22 protein-coding genes are annotated in these 21,130 nt (G+C 71.6%); 12 read left to right on the top strand and 10 right to left on the bottom strand.

Features of this window, described 5'->3' with window-relative positions:
- Window positions 1-99: 99 nt before the first annotated feature.
- Together murA and nadA are read right to left on the bottom strand one after the other, a co-directional pair.
- Complete coding sequence (gene murA, locus J2S41_RS25230) at window positions 100-1,455, bottom strand: UDP-N-acetylglucosamine 1-carboxyvinyltransferase (protein ID WP_310371103.1); 1,356 nt, start codon at window positions 1,453-1,455, stop codon at window positions 100-102.
- 201 nt (window positions 1,456-1,656) lie between these two features.
- Window positions 1,657-2,826, bottom strand: coding sequence for a quinolinate synthase NadA (nadA, locus tag J2S41_RS25225; protein ID WP_310371102.1), 1,170 nt, complete (start codon window positions 2,824-2,826; stop codon window positions 1,657-1,659).
- 93 nt (window positions 2,827-2,919) lie between these two features.
- Here nadA and J2S41_RS25220 point away from each other — a divergent pair, with 93 nt between their 5' ends.
- The 4 genes from J2S41_RS25220 (at window position 2,920) to J2S41_RS25205 (ending at window position 6,178) form a co-directional block, all read left to right on the top strand.
- Window positions 2,920-4,038: a glycerate kinase family protein gene (locus tag J2S41_RS25220; RefSeq protein ID WP_310371101.1), complete on the top strand. Its 1,119-nt coding sequence runs from the start codon at window positions 2,920-2,922 to the stop codon at window positions 4,036-4,038.
- 118 nt (window positions 4,039-4,156) lie between these two features.
- Window positions 4,157-4,537: an iron-sulfur cluster insertion protein ErpA gene (gene erpA, locus J2S41_RS25215; RefSeq protein WP_374728161.1), complete on the top strand. Its 381-nt coding sequence runs from the start codon at window positions 4,157-4,159 to the stop codon at window positions 4,535-4,537.
- Between the two features lie 172 nt (window positions 4,538-4,709).
- Window positions 4,710-5,687, top strand: a complete 978-nt coding sequence (locus J2S41_RS25210; RefSeq protein ID WP_310371099.1) for a carbohydrate kinase family protein — start codon at window positions 4,710-4,712, stop codon at window positions 5,685-5,687.
- Window positions 5,684-6,178 (top strand): P-loop nucleotide/nucleoside kinase family protein, encoded by a 495-nt coding sequence (locus J2S41_RS25205; RefSeq protein WP_310371098.1) that lies wholly within the window; start codon window positions 5,684-5,686, stop codon window positions 6,176-6,178. The genes J2S41_RS25210 and J2S41_RS25205 overlap by 4 nt, the downstream gene beginning before the upstream one ends.
- A gap of 99 nt (window positions 6,179-6,277) precedes the next feature.
- On the opposite strand, the gene J2S41_RS25200 is transcribed toward J2S41_RS25205, so the two are convergent.
- Both J2S41_RS25200 and J2S41_RS25195 read right to left on the bottom strand, forming a co-directional pair.
- Entirely contained in the window at window positions 6,278-7,507 is a 1,230-nt protein-coding gene (locus J2S41_RS25200; protein ID WP_310371096.1) for an MFS transporter, read from the bottom strand.
- The gene (locus J2S41_RS25195) at window positions 7,504-8,088 is read right to left on the bottom strand and encodes an ArsR/SmtB family transcription factor (RefSeq protein ID WP_310371094.1); all 585 of its coding nucleotides are present in this window, start codon (window positions 8,086-8,088) and stop codon (window positions 7,504-7,506) included. Before J2S41_RS25195 ends, J2S41_RS25200 begins: the two co-directional genes overlap by 4 nt.
- Before the next feature lie 129 nt (window positions 8,089-8,217).
- Between J2S41_RS25195 and J2S41_RS25190 the strand changes: the two genes are divergently transcribed.
- Window positions 8,218-9,447: an outer membrane protein assembly factor BamB family protein gene (locus J2S41_RS25190; protein ID WP_310371092.1), complete on the top strand. Its 1,230-nt coding sequence runs from the start codon at window positions 8,218-8,220 to the stop codon at window positions 9,445-9,447.
- Between the two features lie 5 nt (window positions 9,448-9,452).
- Here the strand turns inward: J2S41_RS25190 and J2S41_RS25185 are convergent, their stop codons facing one another.
- A complete protein-coding gene (locus J2S41_RS25185) occupies window positions 9,453-10,262 on the bottom strand; it encodes a helix-turn-helix domain-containing protein (protein ID WP_310371089.1) in 810 nt (269 codons plus the stop codon).
- A 116-nt stretch (window positions 10,263-10,378) separates the two neighbouring features.
- On the opposite strand from J2S41_RS25185, the gene J2S41_RS25180 reads away from it, so the two are divergent.
- Window positions 10,379-10,732: a DoxX family protein gene (locus J2S41_RS25180; protein WP_310371087.1), complete on the top strand. Its 354-nt coding sequence runs from the start codon at window positions 10,379-10,381 to the stop codon at window positions 10,730-10,732.
- A 3-nt stretch (window positions 10,733-10,735) separates the two neighbouring features.
- Here J2S41_RS25180 and J2S41_RS25175 read toward each other — a convergent pair whose 3' ends face one another.
- Window positions 10,736-11,887, bottom strand: coding sequence for a cysteine desulfurase family protein (locus J2S41_RS25175; RefSeq protein ID WP_310371086.1), 1,152 nt, complete (start codon window positions 11,885-11,887; stop codon window positions 10,736-10,738).
- A gap of 194 nt (window positions 11,888-12,081) precedes the next feature.
- On the opposite strand from J2S41_RS25175, the gene ctaC reads away from it, so the two are divergent.
- Together ctaC and J2S41_RS25165 are read left to right on the top strand one after the other, a co-directional pair.
- A complete protein-coding gene (gene ctaC / locus J2S41_RS25170; protein WP_374728160.1) occupies window positions 12,082-13,059 on the top strand; it encodes an aa3-type cytochrome oxidase subunit II in 978 nt (325 codons plus the stop codon).
- Window positions 13,060-13,068: 9 nt separating this feature from the next.
- Window positions 13,069-13,500 (top strand): cytochrome c oxidase subunit 4, encoded by a 432-nt coding sequence (locus J2S41_RS25165; RefSeq protein WP_310371082.1) that lies wholly within the window; start codon window positions 13,069-13,071, stop codon window positions 13,498-13,500.
- Window positions 13,501-13,567: 67 nt separating this feature from the next.
- Here the strand turns inward: J2S41_RS25165 and J2S41_RS25160 are convergent, their stop codons facing one another.
- The 4 genes from J2S41_RS25160 to J2S41_RS25145 all read right to left on the bottom strand — a co-directional run bounded on the left by J2S41_RS25160 (window position 13,568) and on the right by J2S41_RS25145 (window position 16,478).
- A complete protein-coding gene (locus J2S41_RS25160) occupies window positions 13,568-13,774 on the bottom strand; it encodes a hypothetical protein (protein ID WP_310371081.1) in 207 nt (68 codons plus the stop codon).
- A 172-nt stretch (window positions 13,775-13,946) separates the two neighbouring features.
- Entirely contained in the window at window positions 13,947-15,005 is a 1,059-nt protein-coding gene (trpD, locus tag J2S41_RS25155) for an anthranilate phosphoribosyltransferase (protein ID WP_310371079.1), read from the bottom strand.
- A gap of 40 nt (window positions 15,006-15,045) precedes the next feature.
- A complete protein-coding gene (locus tag J2S41_RS25150; protein ID WP_310371077.1) occupies window positions 15,046-15,477 on the bottom strand; it encodes a hypothetical protein in 432 nt (143 codons plus the stop codon).
- Between the two features lie 92 nt (window positions 15,478-15,569).
- Window positions 15,570-16,478 (bottom strand): cytochrome c oxidase assembly protein, encoded by a 909-nt coding sequence (locus tag J2S41_RS25145; RefSeq protein ID WP_310371076.1) that lies wholly within the window; start codon window positions 16,476-16,478, stop codon window positions 15,570-15,572.
- Window positions 16,479-16,654: 176 nt separating this feature from the next.
- On the opposite strand from J2S41_RS25145, the gene ctaE reads away from it, so the two are divergent.
- The 4 genes from ctaE to qcrB all read left to right on the top strand — a co-directional run bounded on the left by ctaE (window position 16,655) and on the right by qcrB (window position 20,896).
- Window positions 16,655-17,251, top strand: coding sequence for an aa3-type cytochrome oxidase subunit III (gene ctaE, locus J2S41_RS25140; protein WP_310371075.1), 597 nt, complete (start codon window positions 16,655-16,657; stop codon window positions 17,249-17,251).
- 80 nt (window positions 17,252-17,331) lie between these two features.
- Complete coding sequence (gene qcrC / locus J2S41_RS25135) at window positions 17,332-18,198, top strand: cytochrome bc1 complex diheme cytochrome c subunit (protein ID WP_310371074.1); 867 nt, start codon at window positions 17,332-17,334, stop codon at window positions 18,196-18,198.
- Window positions 18,195-19,280: a cytochrome bc1 complex Rieske iron-sulfur subunit gene (qcrA, locus tag J2S41_RS25130; RefSeq protein ID WP_310371073.1), complete on the top strand. Its 1,086-nt coding sequence runs from the start codon at window positions 18,195-18,197 to the stop codon at window positions 19,278-19,280. The genes qcrC and qcrA overlap by 4 nt, the downstream gene beginning before the upstream one ends.
- Window positions 19,277-20,896 carry a cytochrome bc1 complex cytochrome b subunit gene (qcrB, locus tag J2S41_RS25125; protein WP_310371072.1) on the top strand — a complete coding sequence of 540 codons (1,620 nt, stop codon included), beginning with the start codon at window positions 19,277-19,279 and terminating at the stop codon, window positions 20,894-20,896. Before qcrA ends, qcrB begins: the two co-directional genes overlap by 4 nt.
- Window positions 20,897-21,130 lie beyond the last annotated feature (234 nt).

The raw sequence follows: 21,130 nt of genomic DNA, 5'->3' as shown, positions 1-21,130 counted from the left end.
TGAAAGACAGCGAAACCGGCCACCGTGCGCAAGCCCGTCACCCGAAAGAACGAGGAGGCCGGAACCCTCAGGTCCCGGCCTCCCCTTCCGATCGGAGCGTCAGACCCGCTCGACGTTCGCGCCGAGGTCGGCGAGCTTCGTCTCGAAGTTCTCGTAGCCGCGCTTGATCAGGCTCACGCCGTACACCCGGGAGGTGCCCTCCGCCGCCAGCGCCGCGATGAGGTGGCTGAACCCGGCCCGCAGGTCCGGGATGACCAGGTCGGCCGCGTGCAGCTTGGACGGGCCGGCGATGACCGCGGAGTGGTGGAAGTTACGCCGGCCGAAGCGGCACGGCGTACCGCCGAGGCAGTCGCGGTAGGTCTGGATCGTCGCGCCCATCGTGTTCAGCGACTCGGTGTAGCCGAGGCGCTGCTCGTACACGGTCTCGTGGACGATCGAGATGCCCCGTGCCTGGGTGAGCGCGACCACCAGCGGCTGCTGCCAGTCGGTGGCGAAGCCGGGGTGCACGTCCGTCTCCAGCGCCACCGCGGTCAGCTCGGTGCCGGGGTGCCAGAAGCGGATGCCGCCTTCGCGACCCGGGCGGTTGTCGTTCGGCGGGAGCGTGTCGGTGACCTCGAACTGGCCGCCGATCGACCGGAACACGTTCAGGAACGTGCCCATGTCGGCCTGCTGCGCGCCGAGCACCGTGATGTCGCCGCGGGTGGCCAGCGCCGCCGCGGCCCAGGACGCGGCCTCGATCCGGTCCGGGATCGGGCGGTGCGAGTAGCCGCCGAGCCGCTTCACGCCCTTGATCTCGATGACCCGGTCGGTGTGCACGGTGATGATGGCGCCCATCTTCTGCAGCACGCAGATGAGGTCCATGATCTCCGGCTCGACCGCGGCGTTGCGCAGCTCGGTGACGCCCTCGGCCAGGACCGCGGTGAGCAGCACCTGCTCGGTGGCGCCGACGCTCGGGTACGGCAGCTCGAACTTGGTGCCGTGCAGCCCGTTCGGCGCGGTGAGGTGCATGCCCTCGGGCGCCTTGTCCACGATCGCGCCGAACTGCCGCAGCGCCTGGATGTGGAAGTCGATCGGGCGCGGCCCGATGTGGCAGCCGCCCAGGTCGGGGATGAACGCGTGGCCCAGCCGGTGCAGCAGCGGCCCGCAGAACAGGATCGGGATCCGGCTGGACCCGGCGTGCACGTTGATCTCGTCGGTCGAGGCGGATTCGACGTTCGACGGGTCGAAGATGAGCTCGCCGTCGGACTCGCCCTTGCTGACCCGGACCCCGTGCAGTTCCAGCAGGCCGGTGACGACCTCCACGTCGCGGATGGCGGGGACGTCGTAGAGCGTGCTCGGGCTGTCGCCGAGCAGGGACGCCACCATCGCCTTGGAGACGAGGTTCTTGGCGCCGCGGACCCGGACCCGGCCGTTCAGCGGTGTACCACCGTGTACGGCCAGCACGTCGTCGGTCAACGCAACCTCCAGCGCTTGCGTAAGGGGGATGGGCGCCGGTTCTCGTTCGTGCGAATCAACGAGCGGGGGGCTGGCGCTTGTCGCCGGGGAAGCATAGCGCTCGGTTACCAAGACAAGAACCCGCACACCGCCCGTCCTGGCACGAAACCGGGACGAGCGGCGGTGGTTCTGTCGGGGATCTTACGGAGCCTCGGATGCCTGTTACGGCAGCGCAAGCATCTGATCGAGCGCGGATCGTGCATATGCCGAAGTGTCCGGATCGACCGTAATCTGGTTCGGTGTCCGGCCGGCGACAAGTTCTTCCAGAGCCCAGACCAGATGCGGCAGATCGATGCGGTTCATAGTCGAGCAGTAACACACAGTACGGTCGAGGAACATGATCTGCTTGTCCGGGTGCGCGTTGGCGAGCCGGCGCACGAGGTTCAGCTCGGTGCCGACGGCCCACGCGGACCCGGCCGGCGCGGCCTCGATGGTCTTGATGATGAATTCCGTCGAGCCCACGTGATCGGCCGCCGTCACCACCTCGTGACGGCATTCCGGGTGCACGAGCACGTTTACCCCGGGGACGCGCTCGCGAATCTCCTCCACGCAGGAGAGCGTGAACCGCCCGTGCACCGAGCAGTGGCCGCGCCAGAGGATCATCTTGGCGTTCCGCAGCTGCTCGGGGGTGAGGCCGCCGTGCGGCTTGTGCGGGTCGTAGAGCACGCAGTCGTCCAGCGAGTAGCCCATCTCCAGGACCGCCGTGTTCCGCCCGAGGTGCTGGTCGGGCAGGAAGAACACCTTCGACCCCTGCTCGAACGCCCAGTCCAGCGCGCGCTTGGCGTTGGACGAGGTGCACACCACACCCTTGTTGCGCCCGACGAAGCCCTTGATGTCGGCCGACGAGTTCATGTACGTGACCGGCACGACGTCCGCGGCGATGCCCAGGTCCTCGAACAGGTCCCACGCGGTCTCCACCTGGGACAGCACGGCCATGTCGGCCATCGAGCAGCCGGCCGCGAGATCCGGCAGGATCACCTTCTGCGCGTCCGTGGTCAGGATGTCCGCGCTCTCGGCCATGAAGTGCACGCCGCAGAAGACGATGAATTCCGCGTCCGGCCGGGCCGCGGCCTCGCGGGCGAGCTTGAACGAGTCGCCCGTCACATCGGCGAACTGGATCACCTCGTCCCGCTGGTAGTGGTGCCCCAGGACGAAGACGCGGTCGCCGAGCGCGAGCTTGGCGGCCATGGCGCGGGCCACCAGGTCGGGGTCGCTCGGTGACGGCAGGTCTCCGGGGCAGTCGACGCCGCGCTCGGAGGCCGGGTCGGTGCCCCTGCCCAGCAGCAGCAGGGCGGTTGCGGTGTTGGACGGCTCTACCCAGGTCGATGTCACACGAAGATTGTCTCACAGTGAGACCGGCCCGCCGGTGTGATCCAGGCATCCCTCACACTGGTCCGAAGCGCCGTCGACCAGGGAGTGAAAACCGTGCGAATCCTGATCTGTCCGGACAAGTTCGCCGGAAGCATCGACGCGCCGGCCGCCGCGCGTGCGATCGCCGACGGGTGGCGCGCCGCGAACGATCGGGACGAACTGGTCGAGCGGCCCCTCGCGGACGGCGGCCCCGGCTTCATCGACGTGCTGGCGCCCGCCCTGAACGGCCGCCGCGTGATCATCGACACGGTCGACCCGCTCGGCCGGCCGGCGAAGGGCACGATCCTGATCAAAGACGGCACCGGGTACGTCGAGAGCGCCCACGCCTGCGGCCTGCACCTGCTGGACCCCGCCGAGCGCGATCCGAAGCGCACCACGTCGTACGGGCTCGGCCTGCTGATCCTCGCCGCGATCGAGCACGGCGCCACCCGCGTGGTGATCGGCCTCGGCGGCTCCGCCGTCAACGACGCGGGCGCCGGCATGCTCGCCGCGCTGGACGCCGCGCCGGTGGACGCGGGTGGCTACGCGCTGCCGTACGGCGGAGCCGCGCTCACCGCGGCTGCGGGCCTCACCGGCACGCCGCGCACCCGGGGCGCCGAGCTGGTCGCGGCCACCGACGTGGACAACCCGCTCACCGGCCTGCACGGCGCCTCCGCGGTCTACGGCCCGCAGAAGGGCGCCACCCGGGAGGACGTGTTCGTGCTGGACCGCGCGCTGGAGACGTACGCCGGCCTGCTGCAGGCACTGCCCACGGCACCACCCGGGCTGGCGGCGCTGCCCGGCGCGGGAGCGGCCGGCGGGCTCGGCGCCGCGGTCCTCGCGCTCGGCGGCCGCTGCGAGTCCGGCATCGACCTGGTGACCCGCCTCACCGGCCTGCCCGCCGCGCTGGACACCGCGGACCTGGTGATCACCGGCGAGGGCTCGTTCGACCACCAGTCGCTGCGCGGCAAGGTGGTCGCGGGCGTGGCCGGCGGCGCCCGGGACCGCGGCCTGCCGTGCGTGGTGCTGGCCGGCCGGGTCACCACCGGTCGGCGGGAGGCGGCCGCGGTGGGCGTCACCGAGACGTACTCGCTGGTGGACTTCTTCGGCGGGGACGTGGACGCGGCGATGGCCGGACCAGCGGCGGGGCTGAGCGCGCTGGCGGAGCGTCTGGCGGGTCAATACAGCCGGTGAGACCAACGGCGCACGGGCATAACCTGGGAGAAGTTTTAGACTGGGTGGGAATGCACGGTCAGCGGACATGCGTTGGCCACAGACGGAATAAATCCGCACAGCGCAGGGAGACCTCCAAGTGACCACTTCAGCGCAGACCGGCACCGAGGCCGTGGCCGAGACGACCAAGGCTGCGACGACCATCATCCTCACGGACGTCGCGGCGGAGAAGGTCAAGAACCTGCTCGAGCAGGAGGGCCGCGACGATCTGCGGCTGCGCGTGGCGGTGCAGCCCGGCGGCTGCTCCGGCCTCCGCTACCAGCTGTTCTTCGACGAGCGCTCGCTCGACGGTGACATCGTGGACGACTTCGGCGGCGTCCAGGTCGTCGTGGACCGGATGAGCGCGCCGTACCTGACCGGCGCGACCGTCGACTACGCGGACCGCATCGACGCGCAGGGCTTCACCATCGACAACCCGAACGCCGGTGGCTCCTGCGCCTGCGGCGACTCGTTCCACTAAATCAAGATCATCGGAGGGTACGCCGTGCGCGCGCACGACGTACCCTCCAGTGGTTTTCGAGGGTCTCGCGTTACCGTCAGATGACGCCGACCTGACGGGCGAGCGTCCTGCCACCGGCGTCCGTGCCGGTAGGCTGTTCGGGCTATAGCCGCCGACACCCTCGAGGGCCGACATGAAGATCGCCGTTACCGGCTCGATCGCCACCGACCATCTGATGCATTTCCCGGGCCGGTTCGCCGACCAGCTCCTGGCCGACCAACTGCACAAGGTGTCGCTGTCGTTCCTCGTCGACGACCTGGTGGTGCGCCGCGGTGGCGTCGCGGCGAACATCGCGTTCGGCATGGGTCAGCTCGGTCTGCGGCCGATCCTGGTGGGCGCGGTCGGCGCCGACTTCGCCGACTACCGCTCATGGCTGGAGCGGCACGGTGTCGACTGCGGCTCGGTCTACATCAGCGACGTGGCGCACACCGCGCGCTTCGTCTGCACCACCGACACCGAGATGAACCAGATCGCCTCGTTCTACGCGGGCGCGATGGCCGAGGCCCGCAACATCGAGCTGGCGCCGGTCGCGGACCGCAACGGCGGCCTCGACCTGGTGCTCGTCGGGGCGAACGACCCGGCCGCCATGGTCCGCCACTCCGAGGAGTGCCGGGAGCGCGGCATCCGGTTCGCCGCCGACCCGTCCCAGCAGCTCGCCCGCGTCGATGGCGAGGACGTGCTGAAGCTGATCGACGGCGCCGAGTTCCTCTTCACGAACGAGTACGAGAAGTCGCTGCTGGAGAGCAAGACCGGGCTCAGCGAGGCGCAGATCCTGGACCGGGTGCACGTCCAGGTCACCACGCTCGGCAAGGACGGCGCCCGGATCACCGGGCGGGACATCGCGCCGATCCACGTCCCGGTCGCCCGTTCCGTCTCCGCGTACGACCCGACCGGCGGCGGCGACGCGTTCCGCTCCGGCTTCTTCGCGGGCCTCACCTGGGGCCTCGGCCTGGAGCGGTCCGCCCAGATCGGCTCGCTGCTCGCCACGTACGTGCTGGAGACCGTCGGCACCCAGGAGTACGAGATCCGCGCCGACCAGTTCGTCAAGGCGCTCGGCGAGGCCTACGGCGACGCGGCGGCGGAGGACGTGCGCCCGCACCTGATCCCGTGACCGCCCGCCCGGTGCTGATCGTCTTCGCCGGGCTGCCGGGGGTCGGCAAGAGCACGCTCGCCCGCCGGGTGGGCGCCGCGCTGCCGGCCCCGGTCCTCCCGGTCGACCCGATCGAGCGTGCGTTCCGGTCCACCGGCCCCGAGGCCTACCGGGCCGTGGCGTCCCTGGCCGAGTTGCAGCTCGACCTCGGCCTGCCGGTGGTGGTGGACGCGGTCAACCCGGCCGTCGAGTCCCGTGAGCTGTGGCTGGACCTCGCGGACCGGGCCAAGGTGCCGCTCCGCGTGGTCGAGGTGTGGTGCGGCGACCAGGCCGAGCACCGCCGCCGCGTGGAGGCCCGCCAGGCCGCCGACCCGGCGTACGCGGAGGTGGACTGGGTGCGGGTGCTGGAGCGCCGCGCGGAGTACCAGCCCTACGTGGGGCGCCGGGTCGTGGTGGACACCACGGCGCCCGGCGACCCGCTGCGCTCGCTGCTCGACTACCTGCGCGCCTGACGCCGAGGTGTTCCGCACGCGGCTCCGGCGGCGTGGGGAACACCTCGATCGCCCGGCGCCGGGGCGAATGCCTCGATCGCGGGGTGCCGGGGGAGTGCCTCAATCGCGGGACGCCGGCGGCGTGCGGCGCGCCGCCAGGTATCCCAGCGCGGCCACCGCCAGCGGGATCGCGCCGGCCAGGATCGCGGTGCGCACGCCGGCGGCGTCCGCGATCGCGGCGAGCACCACGCTGCCGGCCGCGGCGGCCGGCAGCCCGGCCATCGAGGCGAGCGACGCGACCGTGGTGCGGTTCCCCGCGTCCGACTGCCGGTGCATCAGGCCCCGGAAGACCGGGTTGACCGCGCCGTGCAGCGCGTAGCAGGCCAGATATGCCGCGATCGCCCCCGCCGGGCCGGTGAGCAGGCCCATCGCCAGCACCGCCAGCGCCTGCCCGGCCTGCAGGGTCACGCCGGACCAGGCCGGGCCGAGCCGCCGGACCAGCACGGGCGCCAGCGCGGCGCCGGCCGCGGAGGCCAGCCAGGCGACCGAGCCCACCGGGCCCATGATCGTGCCCGCGGTGCCGGGGCTGCCGACCAGTTCGGCCAGCCGTACCGGGAAGAGCAGCTCGAACGTCATCATCCCGAACGCCCAGAACAGCTCCACCGCGATCAGCGCGGTGAGCACGTGCGACCGGCGCAGCAGCCGGGCCGCGTCCGCGATCACGGCGGGCACGCCGCGCAGCGTCCCGGCCGGGCCCGCCGGGCCGGTGCCGGACCGCGGCGGCTCGCGGAGCAGCGCCACGGTCGCGACCACGGTCACCGCCTGGAGCGCGACGGCCGCGACCAGCGGGGCGGTCAGCGCGCTCACCGACGGGATCGGGTCCAGCGCGACCAGGCCGCCGGCCAGCAGCGCGCCGCCGCCGATCGCGCAGCCGAGCACCACGCCGCCCCGGCTCAGCCCGTCCTCGAACCGGGCGTCCGGGTCCTCGGCGAGCGCGGCGTCCACGTACCAGGAGTCGAGCGGTCCGCTGTCCAGCGCGCGGAACACGCCCTGCAGCGCGAAGACCACCGCGAACGCCCAGAACGAGTCGGCCACCACCAGCAGCGCCAGCGAGGCGAGGTTGACCAGCGAGGCGAGCAGCAGCACCGGGCGGCGGCCGATGGTGTCGGCCAGGCCGCCGGTGGGCAGCTCCAGCGCCAGCACCACGACGCCCTGCACGGCCGTGATCAGGCCGATCTGGGAGAGCGACAGCCCGCGCTCCTGGGCCAGCAGCACGGTGACCGGGATCAGCAGCCCGACCGGCAGCCAGCGCAGGCCGTGCAGGATCAGGTAGCGGGCCCGGACCGTCATCGGGCCTCCCCGGCGGGCCGGGCGCGGGGCACCGGGTGGTTCTCGTACAGCACCACCACCCGCTCGGCGCCCTCCGCGCGCGGCAACGCCCGGTACCGCTCGATGAGCGCGCCGACCTCCTCGTTCAGCGCGCGGACCTGCGCGGGCGTGAGGTCGAGCAGGTAGTCGTTCGAGGTCACCGCATCCCGCCACTCGGCCGGCCACCGGCGCTCCTCGGCCCGCCACCGGGCGGCCGCGCGCGCGTGCTCGGAGCGGTAGAACTCGTCTAGCCAGTCCAGCGCGGCCTGCGCGTCCGGGTCGTCCTCCGGGAAGTCGCCGGCCACGATGCTGTGCCAGTCCTGCGCGGCACGCCACCAGCGCTGCTTGCCGGCGCCGGGCCGGTCGTCCTCCACCACCAGGCCCACCTCGGCCAGCCGGCGCAGGTGGTAGCTGGTGGCGCCGGTGTTCGTCCCCAGCCGCTCGGCCAGCCGGGTCGCGGTGGCGGCGCCGTCGGTGCGCAGCGCGGCCAGCAGCCGGGACCGCAACGGGTGGGCCAGCACCTTCAGCTGAGTCGCGTCGATCCGGACGCCGGTCTGCTCCACGCGTGCACAGTAACTGTGCACAGAATTTGTGCACAAGAGTTGTGCACACGCGGAGGCGTCCGGAAAGCCGGATTCGCCGGGAAGGCGCGCCCATACTGAGGCCGCGGATCCGACGAAAGGCTCTCAGCGATGACACGGACGCTGCTCACCACGACCGCGGCGGTGCTGCTGACCGCGCTGGCCGCCGGGCCGGTCCAGGCGGCGCCGGTCGACCCGATGCTTGTACCGCCGGTGCCCGGCACGGACGGGCCGACGCCCGCGCGGGCCGCGCGGCTCGCCGAGGCGTGGACCGCGACCGACGCGGCGCCGGCCGGCGACCCGCTCCACGTCGCCGGTTCGGTCTACCACGGCGCGCGCGACGGGGACCTGATCCGCCTGGTACGCCGGGACGCCGCCACCGGTGCACGCCTCCCGTTCGCCGCGCCCGGGCTGCCCGGACCCGAACTCGGCGGCCCGGTCACGGACGGCCGGTCGATCCTCACGATCACGACGGCCGACGGCGTGGTGCGCGCCCACGATCTCGGCGGCCGGACCCGCTGGACCGCCACGCTCGCCGGCGACCGGCCCGCGGCCTGGGTGCTCCCGGCCGGTGACCTGGTGCTGGCCGCGTCCGGCCGGGACTGCGGCCGCTACGAGGGCGACGTCTGCGAGCGGACCGTGCTGCACGCGTTCCGCGCGGAGACCGGCGCCCGCGCCTGGACCCGCACGCTGACCGGCGGCGCCCCGGTCGCGGCGGCGGCCGGCGGCCGGATCGCGGTCCGCACGCTCCAGGACCGCGACGAGCTCTACGGCGACGACATCATCCCGCCCGGCCAGGAACCCGCCCCGGTCGTGGACGACTCACCGGCGCTGGTCACCCAGCTCAGCCTGGCCAACCGGCGGCTCTGGCAGCGGGAGGTGCGCGGCGGCGGCGACCTCGCGGCCGACCCGCACGCGGTGCTGGTCGCGGGCGACCGGCTGTGCGCCCACGGCGCCCGGGACGGCCGGCGGCTCTGGTGCGCGCCGGCGACCCATCGCTACCACGACCTGACCGCGGCGGGCGGGCGCCTCTACGCCGGCGCGGACGACCTGACCGTGCCGGACGACCACCGCATCGCCGCGTTCGACGTGCGCACCGGCCGCCGGCTGTGGACCGCGCCGGGCGCCTACCCGTACGGCCCGATCGTGGCCGGCAACGGCGTCGTCTGGCTCCAGAGCAACCCGGACACCCCGGTCACCCACCTGCTCGCGCTGCGCGCCCGGGACGGCCGTGAGCTGCGCCGGCTGCCGCTCGCCGAGTACAGCACCGGCCCGGTCGCGCTCGGCCACCACCACGTCTTCCTGATCAAGGGCGGCGCCGCCGTGGCCGCCTACCGCTGAGGCGGTCAGAGCGAGCCGAGCAGGCGCAGCCGCGCGGCCCACTCCGGGTCGGACCCGGCGGGCGTCAGGACGACCAGGCGCTGACCGGCCGCATCCGGCACGACCAGCGCCTCCTCCGCCAGCGTCAGCTCGCCGACCTGCGGATGCCGGAGCGCGTACTCGCCGTGCAGGCACTCCCGGACCGGATGCCTGGCCCAGAGCTCGGCGAACTCCGCACTCCCGATGCTCAGCTCGCCGATCACCGCGGCCAGCTCCGGATCGCCGGGCCACTCGCTCGCGGTCATCCGCAGGTAGGCGGCCATCTTCACGGCGGCGGCCGGCCAGTCGACGTGCAGGTCACGGGCGGCCGGGTCGAGGAACAGCCACAGCGCCAGGTTGACCCGCCGCCCGGGTGGCAGCCCGAACAGCGTGTGGAACAGGCGGTTGCCGGCCAGCAGGTCCGCGTGCCGGCTGAGGAGGCCGGCCGCCTGCTCGGTGTTGCCCTCGATCATGCGGCGCAGCGAGTCACGGACGCGGTCCGGGCCGGGGTCGCGGCGGACGAGCTGTGCCGGCCAGGCCAGCCGGGCCAGGTGCAGGCGCTCGACCTGCTCCAGGCGCAGCGCGCGGGCCACCGCGTCCAGCACCGAGTCGGACATCTGGTGGCTCTCGCCCTGCTCCAGCCGCGCGTAGTAGGTCGTGCTCACGCCGGCGAGCATCGCGACCTCCTCGCGCCGCAGGCCCGGCACCCGCCGGGTCGCGCCGTGGGTGGGCACGCCGATCTCCTCCGGGCTCAGCGCGGCCCGCCGGGCGCGCAGGAAATCGCCGAGTTCGCTCACCGGGCCAGTATTCCGCCCGGCCTCGCGCGGCTGCCACACCACGACCTGGTGTGGCTCCGATGACGTGCGGTCCGGCACGCTCGGGACGTCACCGTGATAGCCGGGAGGTTGCGCCGTTGTTCGCCGTCGTGGTCGTGCTCAGTGTGCTGTTGGTCGTCGTGTTCTCCGTCGCCGCGCTGCGGAAGGCGCGCGGGGGAGCGGAGCTGGCGGCCGAGGCCGTCCACCTCGGATTCCCGCCGGGTCCGTACCGGCTGCTCGGGGTGCTGGAGGCGGCCGGCATCGCCGGCCTGGTGATCGGGCTCTGGTGGGCGCCGCTCGGGATCGCCGCGCTGGCCGGCTTCGTCGCCATGGCCTCCGGCGCCGCGATCGTGCACCTGCGCGCCGGTGACCCCGCCCCGAAGTGGCTGCTGCCGCTGGTGGTGACCGTGCTCGCGGTCGCGGCGCTGGTGCTGCGCGTGCTCACCGCCTGACCGTCACAGGCCGGACTCGGCGCGCAGTTCGGCGACGATGCCGGGCAGTTCGGCCAGGAACCGGTCCACGTCCGCCGAGGTGGTGTCGCGGTGCAGCGACACCCGGACGTTGCCGTGGGACAGCACGCCCATCGCCTCCAGCACGTGGCTGGGCCGCAGCGTGGACGAGGTGCACGACGAGCCGGACGACACCGCGAACCCGCGCCGGTCCAGCGCGTGCAGCAGCGCCTCGCCGTCCACGTAGAGGCAGGAGAACGTGACCAGGTGCGGCAGCCGCTCGACCGGGTCGCCGACCACCTCCACGTCCGGCACCAGCCGCGGCACCTCGGTCCTGATCCGGTCGACCAGCGCGGACTGCCGCTTCGCCTCCGCGGCCGCGTCGTTGGTCACGGCGCGCAGCGCGGCCGCGGCCGCGACGATGGCCGGAAGATCGACGGCGCCGGGGGTACGCACGTACGACCGCTCGTCCTCCGGGTACGGCGACACCCACCGCACGTTCTTGCGGATCACCAGCACGCCCACGCCGGACGGCCCGCCCCACTTGCGCGCGCTCGCGGACAGCAGCGACCAGCCCGGCGGCACGCCCATCCGCCCGATCGACTGCGCCGCGTCCACGTAGAGCGGCACGCCCGCCTCCGCGCAGATCTCCGCGGCGGCGGAGACCGGCTGCACGGTCCCGGCCTCGTGCGAGGCGCTGATCAGCGCGGCCAGCGCCACGCCCGGCGCCGTGACCGCCTCCTCCCAGGCCGCCAGGTCGAGCCGCCCTCGCATGCTCACGCCCACGCTGGTGGTGGGCACGCCCGCGGACGACGCCGCGTGCAGCACGGCGGAGTGCTCGATCGCGGAGTGCACAAAGGTCTCGCCGGCGCGGCGGCGCCCGGCCAGGCCGCCGAGCACGGCCGCGTGCGCGGCGGTCGTACCGCTGCTGGTGAAGAAGAGCTCCTCACGGCGGACCGAGAGGCACTCCGCGACGGTGGCGCGCGCGGCCTCCACCAGCTGTCGTGCCTTTCGGGACCGGCTGTAGAGCTTGCCGGGGTCGGCCCAGCCGTCGGCCAGCGCCGCCATCATCGCCTGTTTGGCGACCGGATGCAGGGGAACCGCGGTAGCGGCGTCGAGGTATGCCGCCGAAGGTCCGGGTTGCGCGGTGGAGGACACGTGCCAAACGGTATCGTCCAGATGTTCGCCGTGATCACGAAGCGCGGACACGCGACCCCTGGGGCTTGCGCCGACGCCAGGTCGAGTAATCTGCGGTCGTCGGTGCCGCTTTGACGGGTGGTGACCGGCTTGCGGGACCGGCCGGGCCGGCGTGACACCACAGCGGCCGGTCGCACCACACGGCGGTGAGCAACATGTACCGCGGAGGAGAGGCAGGAGCAGTGGTCGCAAAGGGTTCGGGCGTGCGCGCCTCGGACACGGGACGGGACAACGGCTCCCGCAACCGGCGGATCGCCGGGCTCGGCTTCGGGGGCGTGCTGCTGGTCGCCCTGCTGAGCGGCTGCGATGTCGGTGCGGCCTTCGGTGGCTTCGGCTGGCCGCAGGGCGGCATCACGCCTCAGGCCGAGCGGATGTACGACCTCTGGATCGGCTCCGTGATCGCGGCCCTGGTGGTCGGCATCTTCGTGTGGGGCCTGATCTTCTGGTGCGTCATCCGGTACCGCAAGCGCGGCGAGGAGCTGCCTCCGCAGACCCGGTTCAACATGCCGATGGAGGTGCTCTACACGGTCACGCCGGTGCTGGTGGTGTGCGTGCTCTTCTACTACACCGCCATCGTGCAGACCGATGTGGACAAGATCTCCAAGGACCCGGACGTCGTCGTCGAGGTCGTCGCGTTCAAGTGGAACTGGGAGTTCAACTACCTGGCCGGCCCGGGTGAGGACGCCGAGGTGCTCGCCTCCACCGTCGGCTCGACCGAGGAGATCCCGCTGCTGGTGCTGCCGACCGGGCAGAAGATCCGGTTCGAGGAGACCAGCCGCGACGTGATCCACTCCTTCTGGGTGCCGGAGCTGCTGTTCAAGCGCGACGTGCTGCCGGGCAGCGCGCGCAACGTCTTCGAGGTCACGATCGACACCGAGGGCCGGTTCGTCGGCCGCTGCGCCGAGCTGTGCGGCACGTACCACTCGATGATGAACTTCGAGCTGGTCGCCGTCGACCAGGCTCGCTACCAGCAGTTCCTGGCGGCGAAGCAGGCCGGTCAGTCCACGCCCCAGGCGATGGAGACGATCGGCTTCACCGGCGACGACCGGTTCGCGATCACGACGGAGCCGTTCAAGACCAAGCGCGACGCCAACAACTTCAACGGCGCGCAGACCGACGGCGAAGGAAGGTAGGGGTCGGCCATGAAGGCTGAATATCGGATGTTCGGCGGTGTCGCCCTCTTCCTCTTCTTCGCGGCCGCGCTCTACGGCTTCTGGACGCAGGGCGACTCGGACGTCGGCCAGCTGGAGTGGGTCGGCACGGTCGCGCTGATCCTGTCCGGCCTGCTCTGCACGATGTGCGCCGGGTTCTTCTGGTTCGTCTCGCGGCGCATCGACCCGCGCCCGGAGGACCGGGCGGACGCGGAGATCGCCGAGGGCGCCGGCGAGGTCGGCTTCTTCAGCCCGGGCAGCTACTGGCCGTTCGGCCTGGCGCTGTCCTGCGCGCTCACCGCGCTGGGCCTGGTCTTCTTCATGTGGTGGCTGATCGCCATCGGCCTGGTCGCGGTCATCGCCTCCGCGTGCGGCCTGCTGTTCGAGTACTACACCGGCACCCGCCGGCCGGTCGAGTTCTAGGGACCACGAGTGAGCGCCGCACCCCACCGGGGTGCGGCGCTTCGCTGTCTCCGGGCTCAGGCGGCCGTCAGGCGGCGCGGCGCTGGATCGGCGCGACCCGGTTGCCGGGCGTGCGCCGCCAGACCCGCATGGTGATCGGCTGCAGCACGATGGCCGCCCCGCAGCCGGTGCAGACCAGCTCGGGGCAGTCGTCGCCGTGGTCGTCCTCGCACGGCGGGATCTCGAACAGCATCTCCCGCTGGCAGATGACGCAGTGCATCTCTTTGTCTTCCACGGGTACCTCCTCGGGGAAGGGTGGGGAATTACCCGAATGTGATTCCAACGTGCCACCGTCGGTCGGGAAAAAGTGGGACCTCGCACCGGCGTGTCACGCATATCGGACAAATCACAGCGGGGGTACGGCGTAGATCACGCCGTACCCCCGTGTGATTTTGATCTTGGAAGGTTTATTCGGCGGCCTTGGCCTCGGTCGCCGCCTCGACCCACCTGGCCAGCAGCGCTTCCGTGGCGCCGGAGTCGACGGCCGCGGCGGCCCGCTTCAGACCGTCGCTGAGCGCCTCCCGCACGTCACCCCGGAGCCCGGTCCGGGCCGCCAGTCCCGCGGCCGCGTTGAGCAGCACGGCGTCCCGCACCGGCCCGGTCTCGCCGGCGAAGAACCGCCGCGCGGCCGCGCCGTTGAACGCCACGTCGCCGCCGCGCAGGTCGCCCGGGGCCGAGCGGGGCAGCCCCAGCTCCACCGCGTCGATCACCTGCTCCGTGACCGTGCCACCGGCCGCGATCCAGACCCGGGTGGGCGCGGCCGTGCTGAACTCGTCCAGCCCGTCCTCGCCGCGCATGACCAGCACCGAGTCGCCGCGCGCCGCGAACACGCCGGCCATCACCGACGCCATCCGCGAATCGAAGCAGCCCACCGCGCCCGCGGTCGGACGGGCCGGATTGGTCAGCGGGCCCAGGAAGTTGAACGCGGTGGGCACGCCCAGCTCGCGCCGCGGCGGGCCGACGAACCGGAAGCCGGGGTGGAACCGGGCCGCGAAGCAGAAGCCGATGCCGGCCTCGGTCACCGTCCGGGCGACGCCGGCCGGGCCCAGGTCCAGCGGGATGCCGAGATGTTCCAGCAGGTCGGCGGCGCCGCACGAGGACGACGCGGCGCGGTTGCCGTGCTTGACCACGGGCACGCCGGCCGCGGCCACCACGACCGCGGCCATGGTGGAGATGTTCACCGTGTGCGCGCGGTCACCGCCGGTGCCGACGATGTCGACCGCGCCGGTGCGCACCTCCTCGGGCAGCGCCACCGGGACCGCGTTGGCCAGCATCGCGTCGACCAGGCCCGCCAGCTCGGCCGCGGTCTCGCCCTTGGCCCGCAGCGCCATGGCGAAGCCGGCCACCTGGGCGGGCGTCGCGTTCCCGGTGACGATCTCGTTCATCGCCCACCAGGTGTCCTCGGTGGACAGCTCGTCGGCTCGCAGCAGTGCGGTGAGCAGATTCGGCCAGGTCCGTTCGCCCATCGTGGGTCTCCCGAGGATCTAAGGGGGGAATTGTCGGTTGTTATGCGCTGGTGACCTGCGGTGCCTTGCCGGAGCGGAGCAGCGCCGCCACGGCCCGGCCCGTCGCCACCGGGTCCAGCGGGTGCACCAGGGTGGCGTCCACCTCGGCGAACGCGGCCAGCCAGCGGTCCGCCGCACGGGCGATCACCACGATCACCGGCGGGGGAGCCTGGTACTCGTCCTTGACCTGTCGCGCGATGCCGATGCCGCCGGCCGGCGAGGCCTCGCCGTCGAGCACCATCAGACTGATCTCGTACTCGTCGACCAGCCGGCGGCACTCCTCCCAGCTGGCGGCGTCCGCGAACTCGACGGTCAGGTCCGGCGCGGGGCGGGTGCCGATCGCCAGGCGCATGTGGTCGCGCACCGCCGGGTCGTCGCTGTAGAGCAGGACCGTGTAGGTGCCCGCCTGCGGGTTGCTCTCGCCACTACTCATGATCCGCTCCGCTCCGATCCGTGGTCCGGGTGCGTTTCCGGCGGCCGAGGCGCCTGTGAAGTGCGTCGCAGCCGTCGTGCGGATGCTACTCGTCAGCCGCCGGAAGGGGATGCCCCGGCACGCTCTTCGTTGCTCGCGTCCCGCGCGGCGGCGGCCTCCTCGCGGTCGAGCTGGCGGTCCACCCGGCGGGCCTCGCGCTCCTGCTGCCGGATCCACTGCAGGATGAGCACGCCCAGCATGGTCACGCTGACGATCTCGCCGCCGGCCCAGAGGATGCCACCGGCCGTCTTCTGGTCCGTGTACGGGTCGAGCCAGGTCAGGCCCAGGTTCGGGTACCAGTCGCCGCCGAGCAGCGTGGTGCTCTGCATGATCGTCAGCCCGAGCACGGTGTGGAACGGCACGGAGAGCAGCATCAGCAGCGCGCGCCCCGGGTACGGCCAGCGGCCGGGCAGCGGGTCCAGGCCGAGCAGCGGCCAGAAGAACAGGCAGCCGGTCGCCAGGAAGTGCAGGTGGACCAGCTCGTGCACGAACGCGTTCTCCAGGCTGAGCCGGTAGAGCCCGGTGAAGTAGAGCACGAACGGGTTGATGACGAAGATCGCGTACGCGTACAGCGGGAACGTGACCACCCGCGCCAGCCGGCTGTGCAGCACCGCCAGCAGCGTGGCCTTCGGCCGCTTCGGCAGCACCCGCAGCGCCAGCGTCACCGGCGCGCCCAGCGCCAGGAAGATCGGCGCCACCATCGACAGCACCATGTGCTGGATCATGTGGACCGAGATGACCGAGGTGTCGTACGCGTGCAGCCCGCTCAGCGTCACCAGCGCCACCCAGCCGAAGCCGAGCACCAGGAAGCAGACCGTGCGCAGCACCGGCCACCGGTCGCCGCGCAGCCGCAGCCGGTACACCCCGTAGAGGTAGAGCGCGGCGCCCACCACCAGGCCGACCGCCAGCGGACTGTCCAGGCTGGCCTCGGTGAAGAACGTCGTGCCGGTCAGCGGCTCCACCCCCGATGCTACGGGGTAGGCCGAGGTCGCGAGGGGGTTCCGATCGACGAGAGGCACGTCATCGAGGCTATGCCCCGCGCTCAGGCGGGCGTCGTCCGGCCCGGGAAAAGGGTCGACACGCACCAAGATTGCCACCCCGACGTTCTCCGCCCCACGTATGGGGCAATAATGACCCCGTGACTGCGGCAGCCATTGACAAGAGCCGGATCCATTCGCTGACCCGACCCAACATGGTCAGCGTCGGCACGATCGTGTGGCTCTCCAGCGAACTGATGTTCTTCGCGGCCCTGTTCGCGATGTACTTCTCCATCAGGGCCGCGGCGCCCGAGCAGTGGGAGCACCACACCGAGGCGCTGAACATCCCGTACGCGACGACCTTCACCGTGATCCTGGTGCTGTCGTCGGTCACCTGCCAGATGGGCGTGTTCGCGGCCGAGCGCGGCGACGTGCACTCGCTGCGGCGCTGGTTCACCATCACGTTCGTGATGGGCCTGGTCTTCGTGCTCGGCCAGGTGAACGAGTACATCACGCTCGTCGGTCACGGCGTGAAGATCAACGAAGACGGCTACGGCTCGATGTTCTACCTGACCACGGGCTTCCACGGTCTGCACGTCACCGGCGGTCTGATCGCGTTCATCATCTTCATGATCCGGACCACGATGGGCCGCTTCACCCCTGCGCAGGCCACCGCCGCGATCGTGGTGTCCTACTACTGGCACTTCGTCGACGTCGTGTGGATCGCCCTGTTCCTAATGATCTACTGGATTCAGTGAGCGACTCCGGCGTCACATTTTGGGCCACCGCCCCGTCCCTTGAGCACGAACGGTCTACCACCGCGTAAGGACTCCTTGCCATGACTTCTGATTCCCCCGCCCGGCGTGCGGGCCGCGGCGGCGGCTTCCGCTCGCGGTGGCGCCGTGGGCGTAACTCGCCGCCGAGCAAGCTCCGCCGGCGCGCCGGTGCCGCGGTGCGGCTGGTCGCCGCGCTGATGCTCGCCGGAGGCGTCTACACGTTCCTCGCGCCGAGCGTCCAGGCGCAGGAGGACGTGGCGCTCTCCACCGCGGCGCAGCAGGGCAAGGAGCTCTTCGACAACAGCTGCATCACCTGCCACGGCCGGAACGCGCAGGGCATCGAGGGCCGCGGCCCGAGCCTGATCGGCGTCGGCTCCGCCTCCGTCGAGTTCCAGGTGGAGACCGGGCGCATGCCGATGGTCCGCCAGGAGGCGCAGGCCGAGGAGAAGATGCCGCAGTTCAACGACGAGCAGGCGCAGCAGCTCGCGCAGTACATCCAGGAGCTCGGCGGCGGCCCGGAGATCCCGGACGGCCCGCTGACCCACGACATCAACGCGGACCCGGAGGCGCTCTCCCGCGGTGGCGAGCTGTTCCGGCTCAACTGCACCTCCTGCCACGGCTTCGGCGGCGGTGGCGGCGCGCTCTCGTCCGGCAAGTTCGCGCCCGCGCTGGGCGACGTCAGCGAGCGTCACATCTACGCGGCCATGCTCTCCGGCCCGCAGAACATGCCGGTCTTCGGCGACAACCAGCTGACGCCGGACCAGAAGCGCGACATCATCACCTACATCACCGGCCAGCTGCAGGACGGCGGCGACCCGGGCGGCTTCAACCTCGGCCGCTTCGGCCCGATCACCGAGGGCCTGGCCATCTTCCTGGTCGGCATCACGGCGCTGGTCTTCACGTGCCTCTGGATTGCGGGGAAGTCGTGAGCACTGAGAGTCCGTCCACCGAGCGGGTGGACATCAACGACCCGAAGCTCTCCCGGTTCGACATCGTGCGCGAGGGCGCGCGCCGGGACGACATCGAGATCGTGCACTACGAGCCGCAGTTTCCGCCCGGCAGCAAGGCCGAGAAGCGGATGGTGCGGATCATCGCCACGTTCTTCCTGATCACGGGCGTCGCCTCGCTCGCGTTCCTCGGCGTCTACATCTTCTGGCCGTGGCGGTACGAGCTGGGCGCGGACCAGCTCAGCAACTACTACACGCCGCTGCTCGGCGTCACGCTCGGCATCGCGCTGCTCGGCATCGGCTTCGGCATCCTGACCTGGGCGAAGAAGCTGCTGCCGCACGAGATCTCGGTCCAGGACCGGCACGTCGGCACCGACCCGGAGCAGCAGAAGCTGACCGGCGAGACCGCGCTCTACATGCTGGACGAACTGGGCCTCAAGCGCCGCCCGCTGCTCAAGGGCGCGATCGGCCTGGGCCTCGCGCCGGTGGCCGTGGTCGCGGCGGCGCCGCTGATCGGTGGCCTGATCAAGGACCCGCACGGCGACGAGCGCCAGTCGATGTTCAAGACCGGCTTCAACCCGGTCTACAACGAGGGCCACCTGGTGCGCCTGGTCCGCGAGGACGGCACGCCGGTCCGGCCGGAGGACGTCAGCGCCGGCGGCCAGATCACGGTCTTCCCCGGCATCGACCACGGCGCCACCAACGAGTGGGCGGACTCGCCCACGCTGCTGATCCACCTGCGTGAGGACGACGCGCAGAAGGCGGCGGCCGCGGCCGACGCCGACGAGATCAACCGTGGTGCGTACTACGGGAACTATGTCGCTTTCACCAAGATCTGCTCGCACGCCGGCTGCCCCGCCAGCCTCTACGAACAGCAGACGAACCGGCTGCTCTGCCCCTGCCACCAGTCGCAGTTCCTTATCATTGACAACGCCCGACCAGTGTTCGGCCCCGCCCACAAGCGGCTCGCGATGCTGCCGATCGACGTCGACAGCGAGGGCTTCTTCGTGGCGAAGTCGGACTACAAGGAGACCGTCGGGCCGGACTTCTGGGAGCGGCCATGAAACGCCGGAAGCTCGACATCGGCGCCGTGCCCGGCAACGTGGCGCGCGGTGCCGACGAGCGGCTGCAGGTGGCGACCCCACTGCGCAGCCTGCTGAACAAGGTGTTCCCCGACCACTGGTCCTTCCTGCTGGGCGAGATCGCGCTCTTCTCGTTCGTCGTCCTGCTGCTGACCGGTGTCTTCCTGACCCTCTTCTTCGACCCGTCGATGCAGGAGGTCGTGTACAACGGCTCCTACACGGCGCTCCGTGGCACCGAGATGTCGGCCGCCTACGCCTCGTCGCTGGACATCTCGTTCGACGTCCGCGGCGGCCTGATCATGCGGCAGATGCACCACTGGGCCGCGCTCATGTTCATGGCGGCCATCGTCATCCACATGTTCCGGGTGTTCTTCACCGGCGCGTTCCGCAAGCCGCGTGAAACCAACTGGGTCATCGGCGTGACGCTGTTCCTCCTGGGCTTCTTCGCCGGCTTCACCGGCTACTCGCTCCCGGACGACGGCCTCTCCGGCACCGGCCTGCGCATCGCCTCGGCGATCATGCTGTCCTTCCCGGTCATCGGCTCGTGGCTGTCCAGCTCCGTGTTCGGCGGCGAGTTCCCGGGCATGCTGATCATCCCGCGGTTCTTCATCGCGCACGTGCTGATCATCCCGGCGCTGCTGCTCGGCCTGATCGCCGCCCACCTCGGCCTGGTCTTCCAGCAGAAGCACACCCAGTGGCCCGGCCCCGGCCGGACCAACGAGAACGTGGTCGGCGAGCGCATGTTCCCGCGCTACGCCATGAAGCAGGGCGGCTTCTTCATGGCCGTCTTCGGCGTCATCGCGTTCATGGCCGGCGCCTTCCAGATCAACCCGATCTGGCTGTTCGGTCCGTACCGGGCGTCCGAGGTCTCCTCGGCCTCCCAGCCCGACTGGTACGTCATGTTCATGGACGGCCTGGTCCGCCTCATGCCCGACTGGGACATCTACCTCCCGATCGGCGACGGCTACGTCATCCCGCCGATGTTCTGGCCCGCCGGCGTCCTGCTCGGCGTGCTGATCGTCCTCCCGATGCTGTACCCGGCGATCGAGGCGCGCCTCACCGGCGACAAGCGCATCCACAACCTGCTGGAGCGCCCGCGCGACAACCCGCACCGCACCGCGCTCGGCATGATGGCCGTCTCCTTCTACATCATCGCCACCATCTCCGGCGGCAACGACGTGGTCGCGGACAAGTTCCACATCAGCCTGAACGCGATGACCTGGGCCGGCCGCATCGGCCTGCTGATCGTCCCGCCGATCGCCTACTGGATCACCTACCGCATCTGCCTCGGCCTCCAGCAGCACGACCGCGAGGTCCTGGCCCACGGCGTGGAGACCGGCATCATCCGCCGCCTCCCCGACGGCCGCTTCGTCGAGGTGCACCAGCCCCTGGCCGCCCCCGACGAGCACGGCCACACCCACCTCGAATACACCGGCTGGGTCGTACCGAAGAAGATGAACCGCGTCGGCGCCCTCGGCCCGGCGATCAAGGGCTTCTTCTTCCCGATCGAGAAGCCGGTCGAGGCTCCCGTCTCACCGGGACACCCACCGGTCGACCCCTCCGCGAAGCGCGAGGAAGTCGGTAGCGGGCGTCACTGACGCTTGTGTCGTTCTCCCGAACCCGCCGGTCTCTTCCGAGGCCGGCGGGTTCTTTTTATGTGCCCGCTTCCGGCGTGGTTGCGGTCCGCATGCTCCCGCGGGCACCGGTCGTCGCTGGCGCTCCTCCCTGCCGGTTCCGGCCGGGCTCAATGCGGGTCCCGGCGGATGCGGCGCTGTGCGCCGGATCGTGAGCCACTCGACCGCCTCTGCCCGTCGGTCGCGGCTGGGACGACA

It is taken from the genome of Catenuloplanes atrovinosus (assembly GCF_031458235.1).
In the GTDB taxonomy this organism is placed as follows: domain Bacteria; phylum Actinomycetota; class Actinomycetes; order Mycobacteriales; family Micromonosporaceae; genus Catenuloplanes; species Catenuloplanes atrovinosus.
Note: the sequence above shows the minus strand (reverse complement) of the source record. Positions and strands in the feature narration are given on the sequence as shown.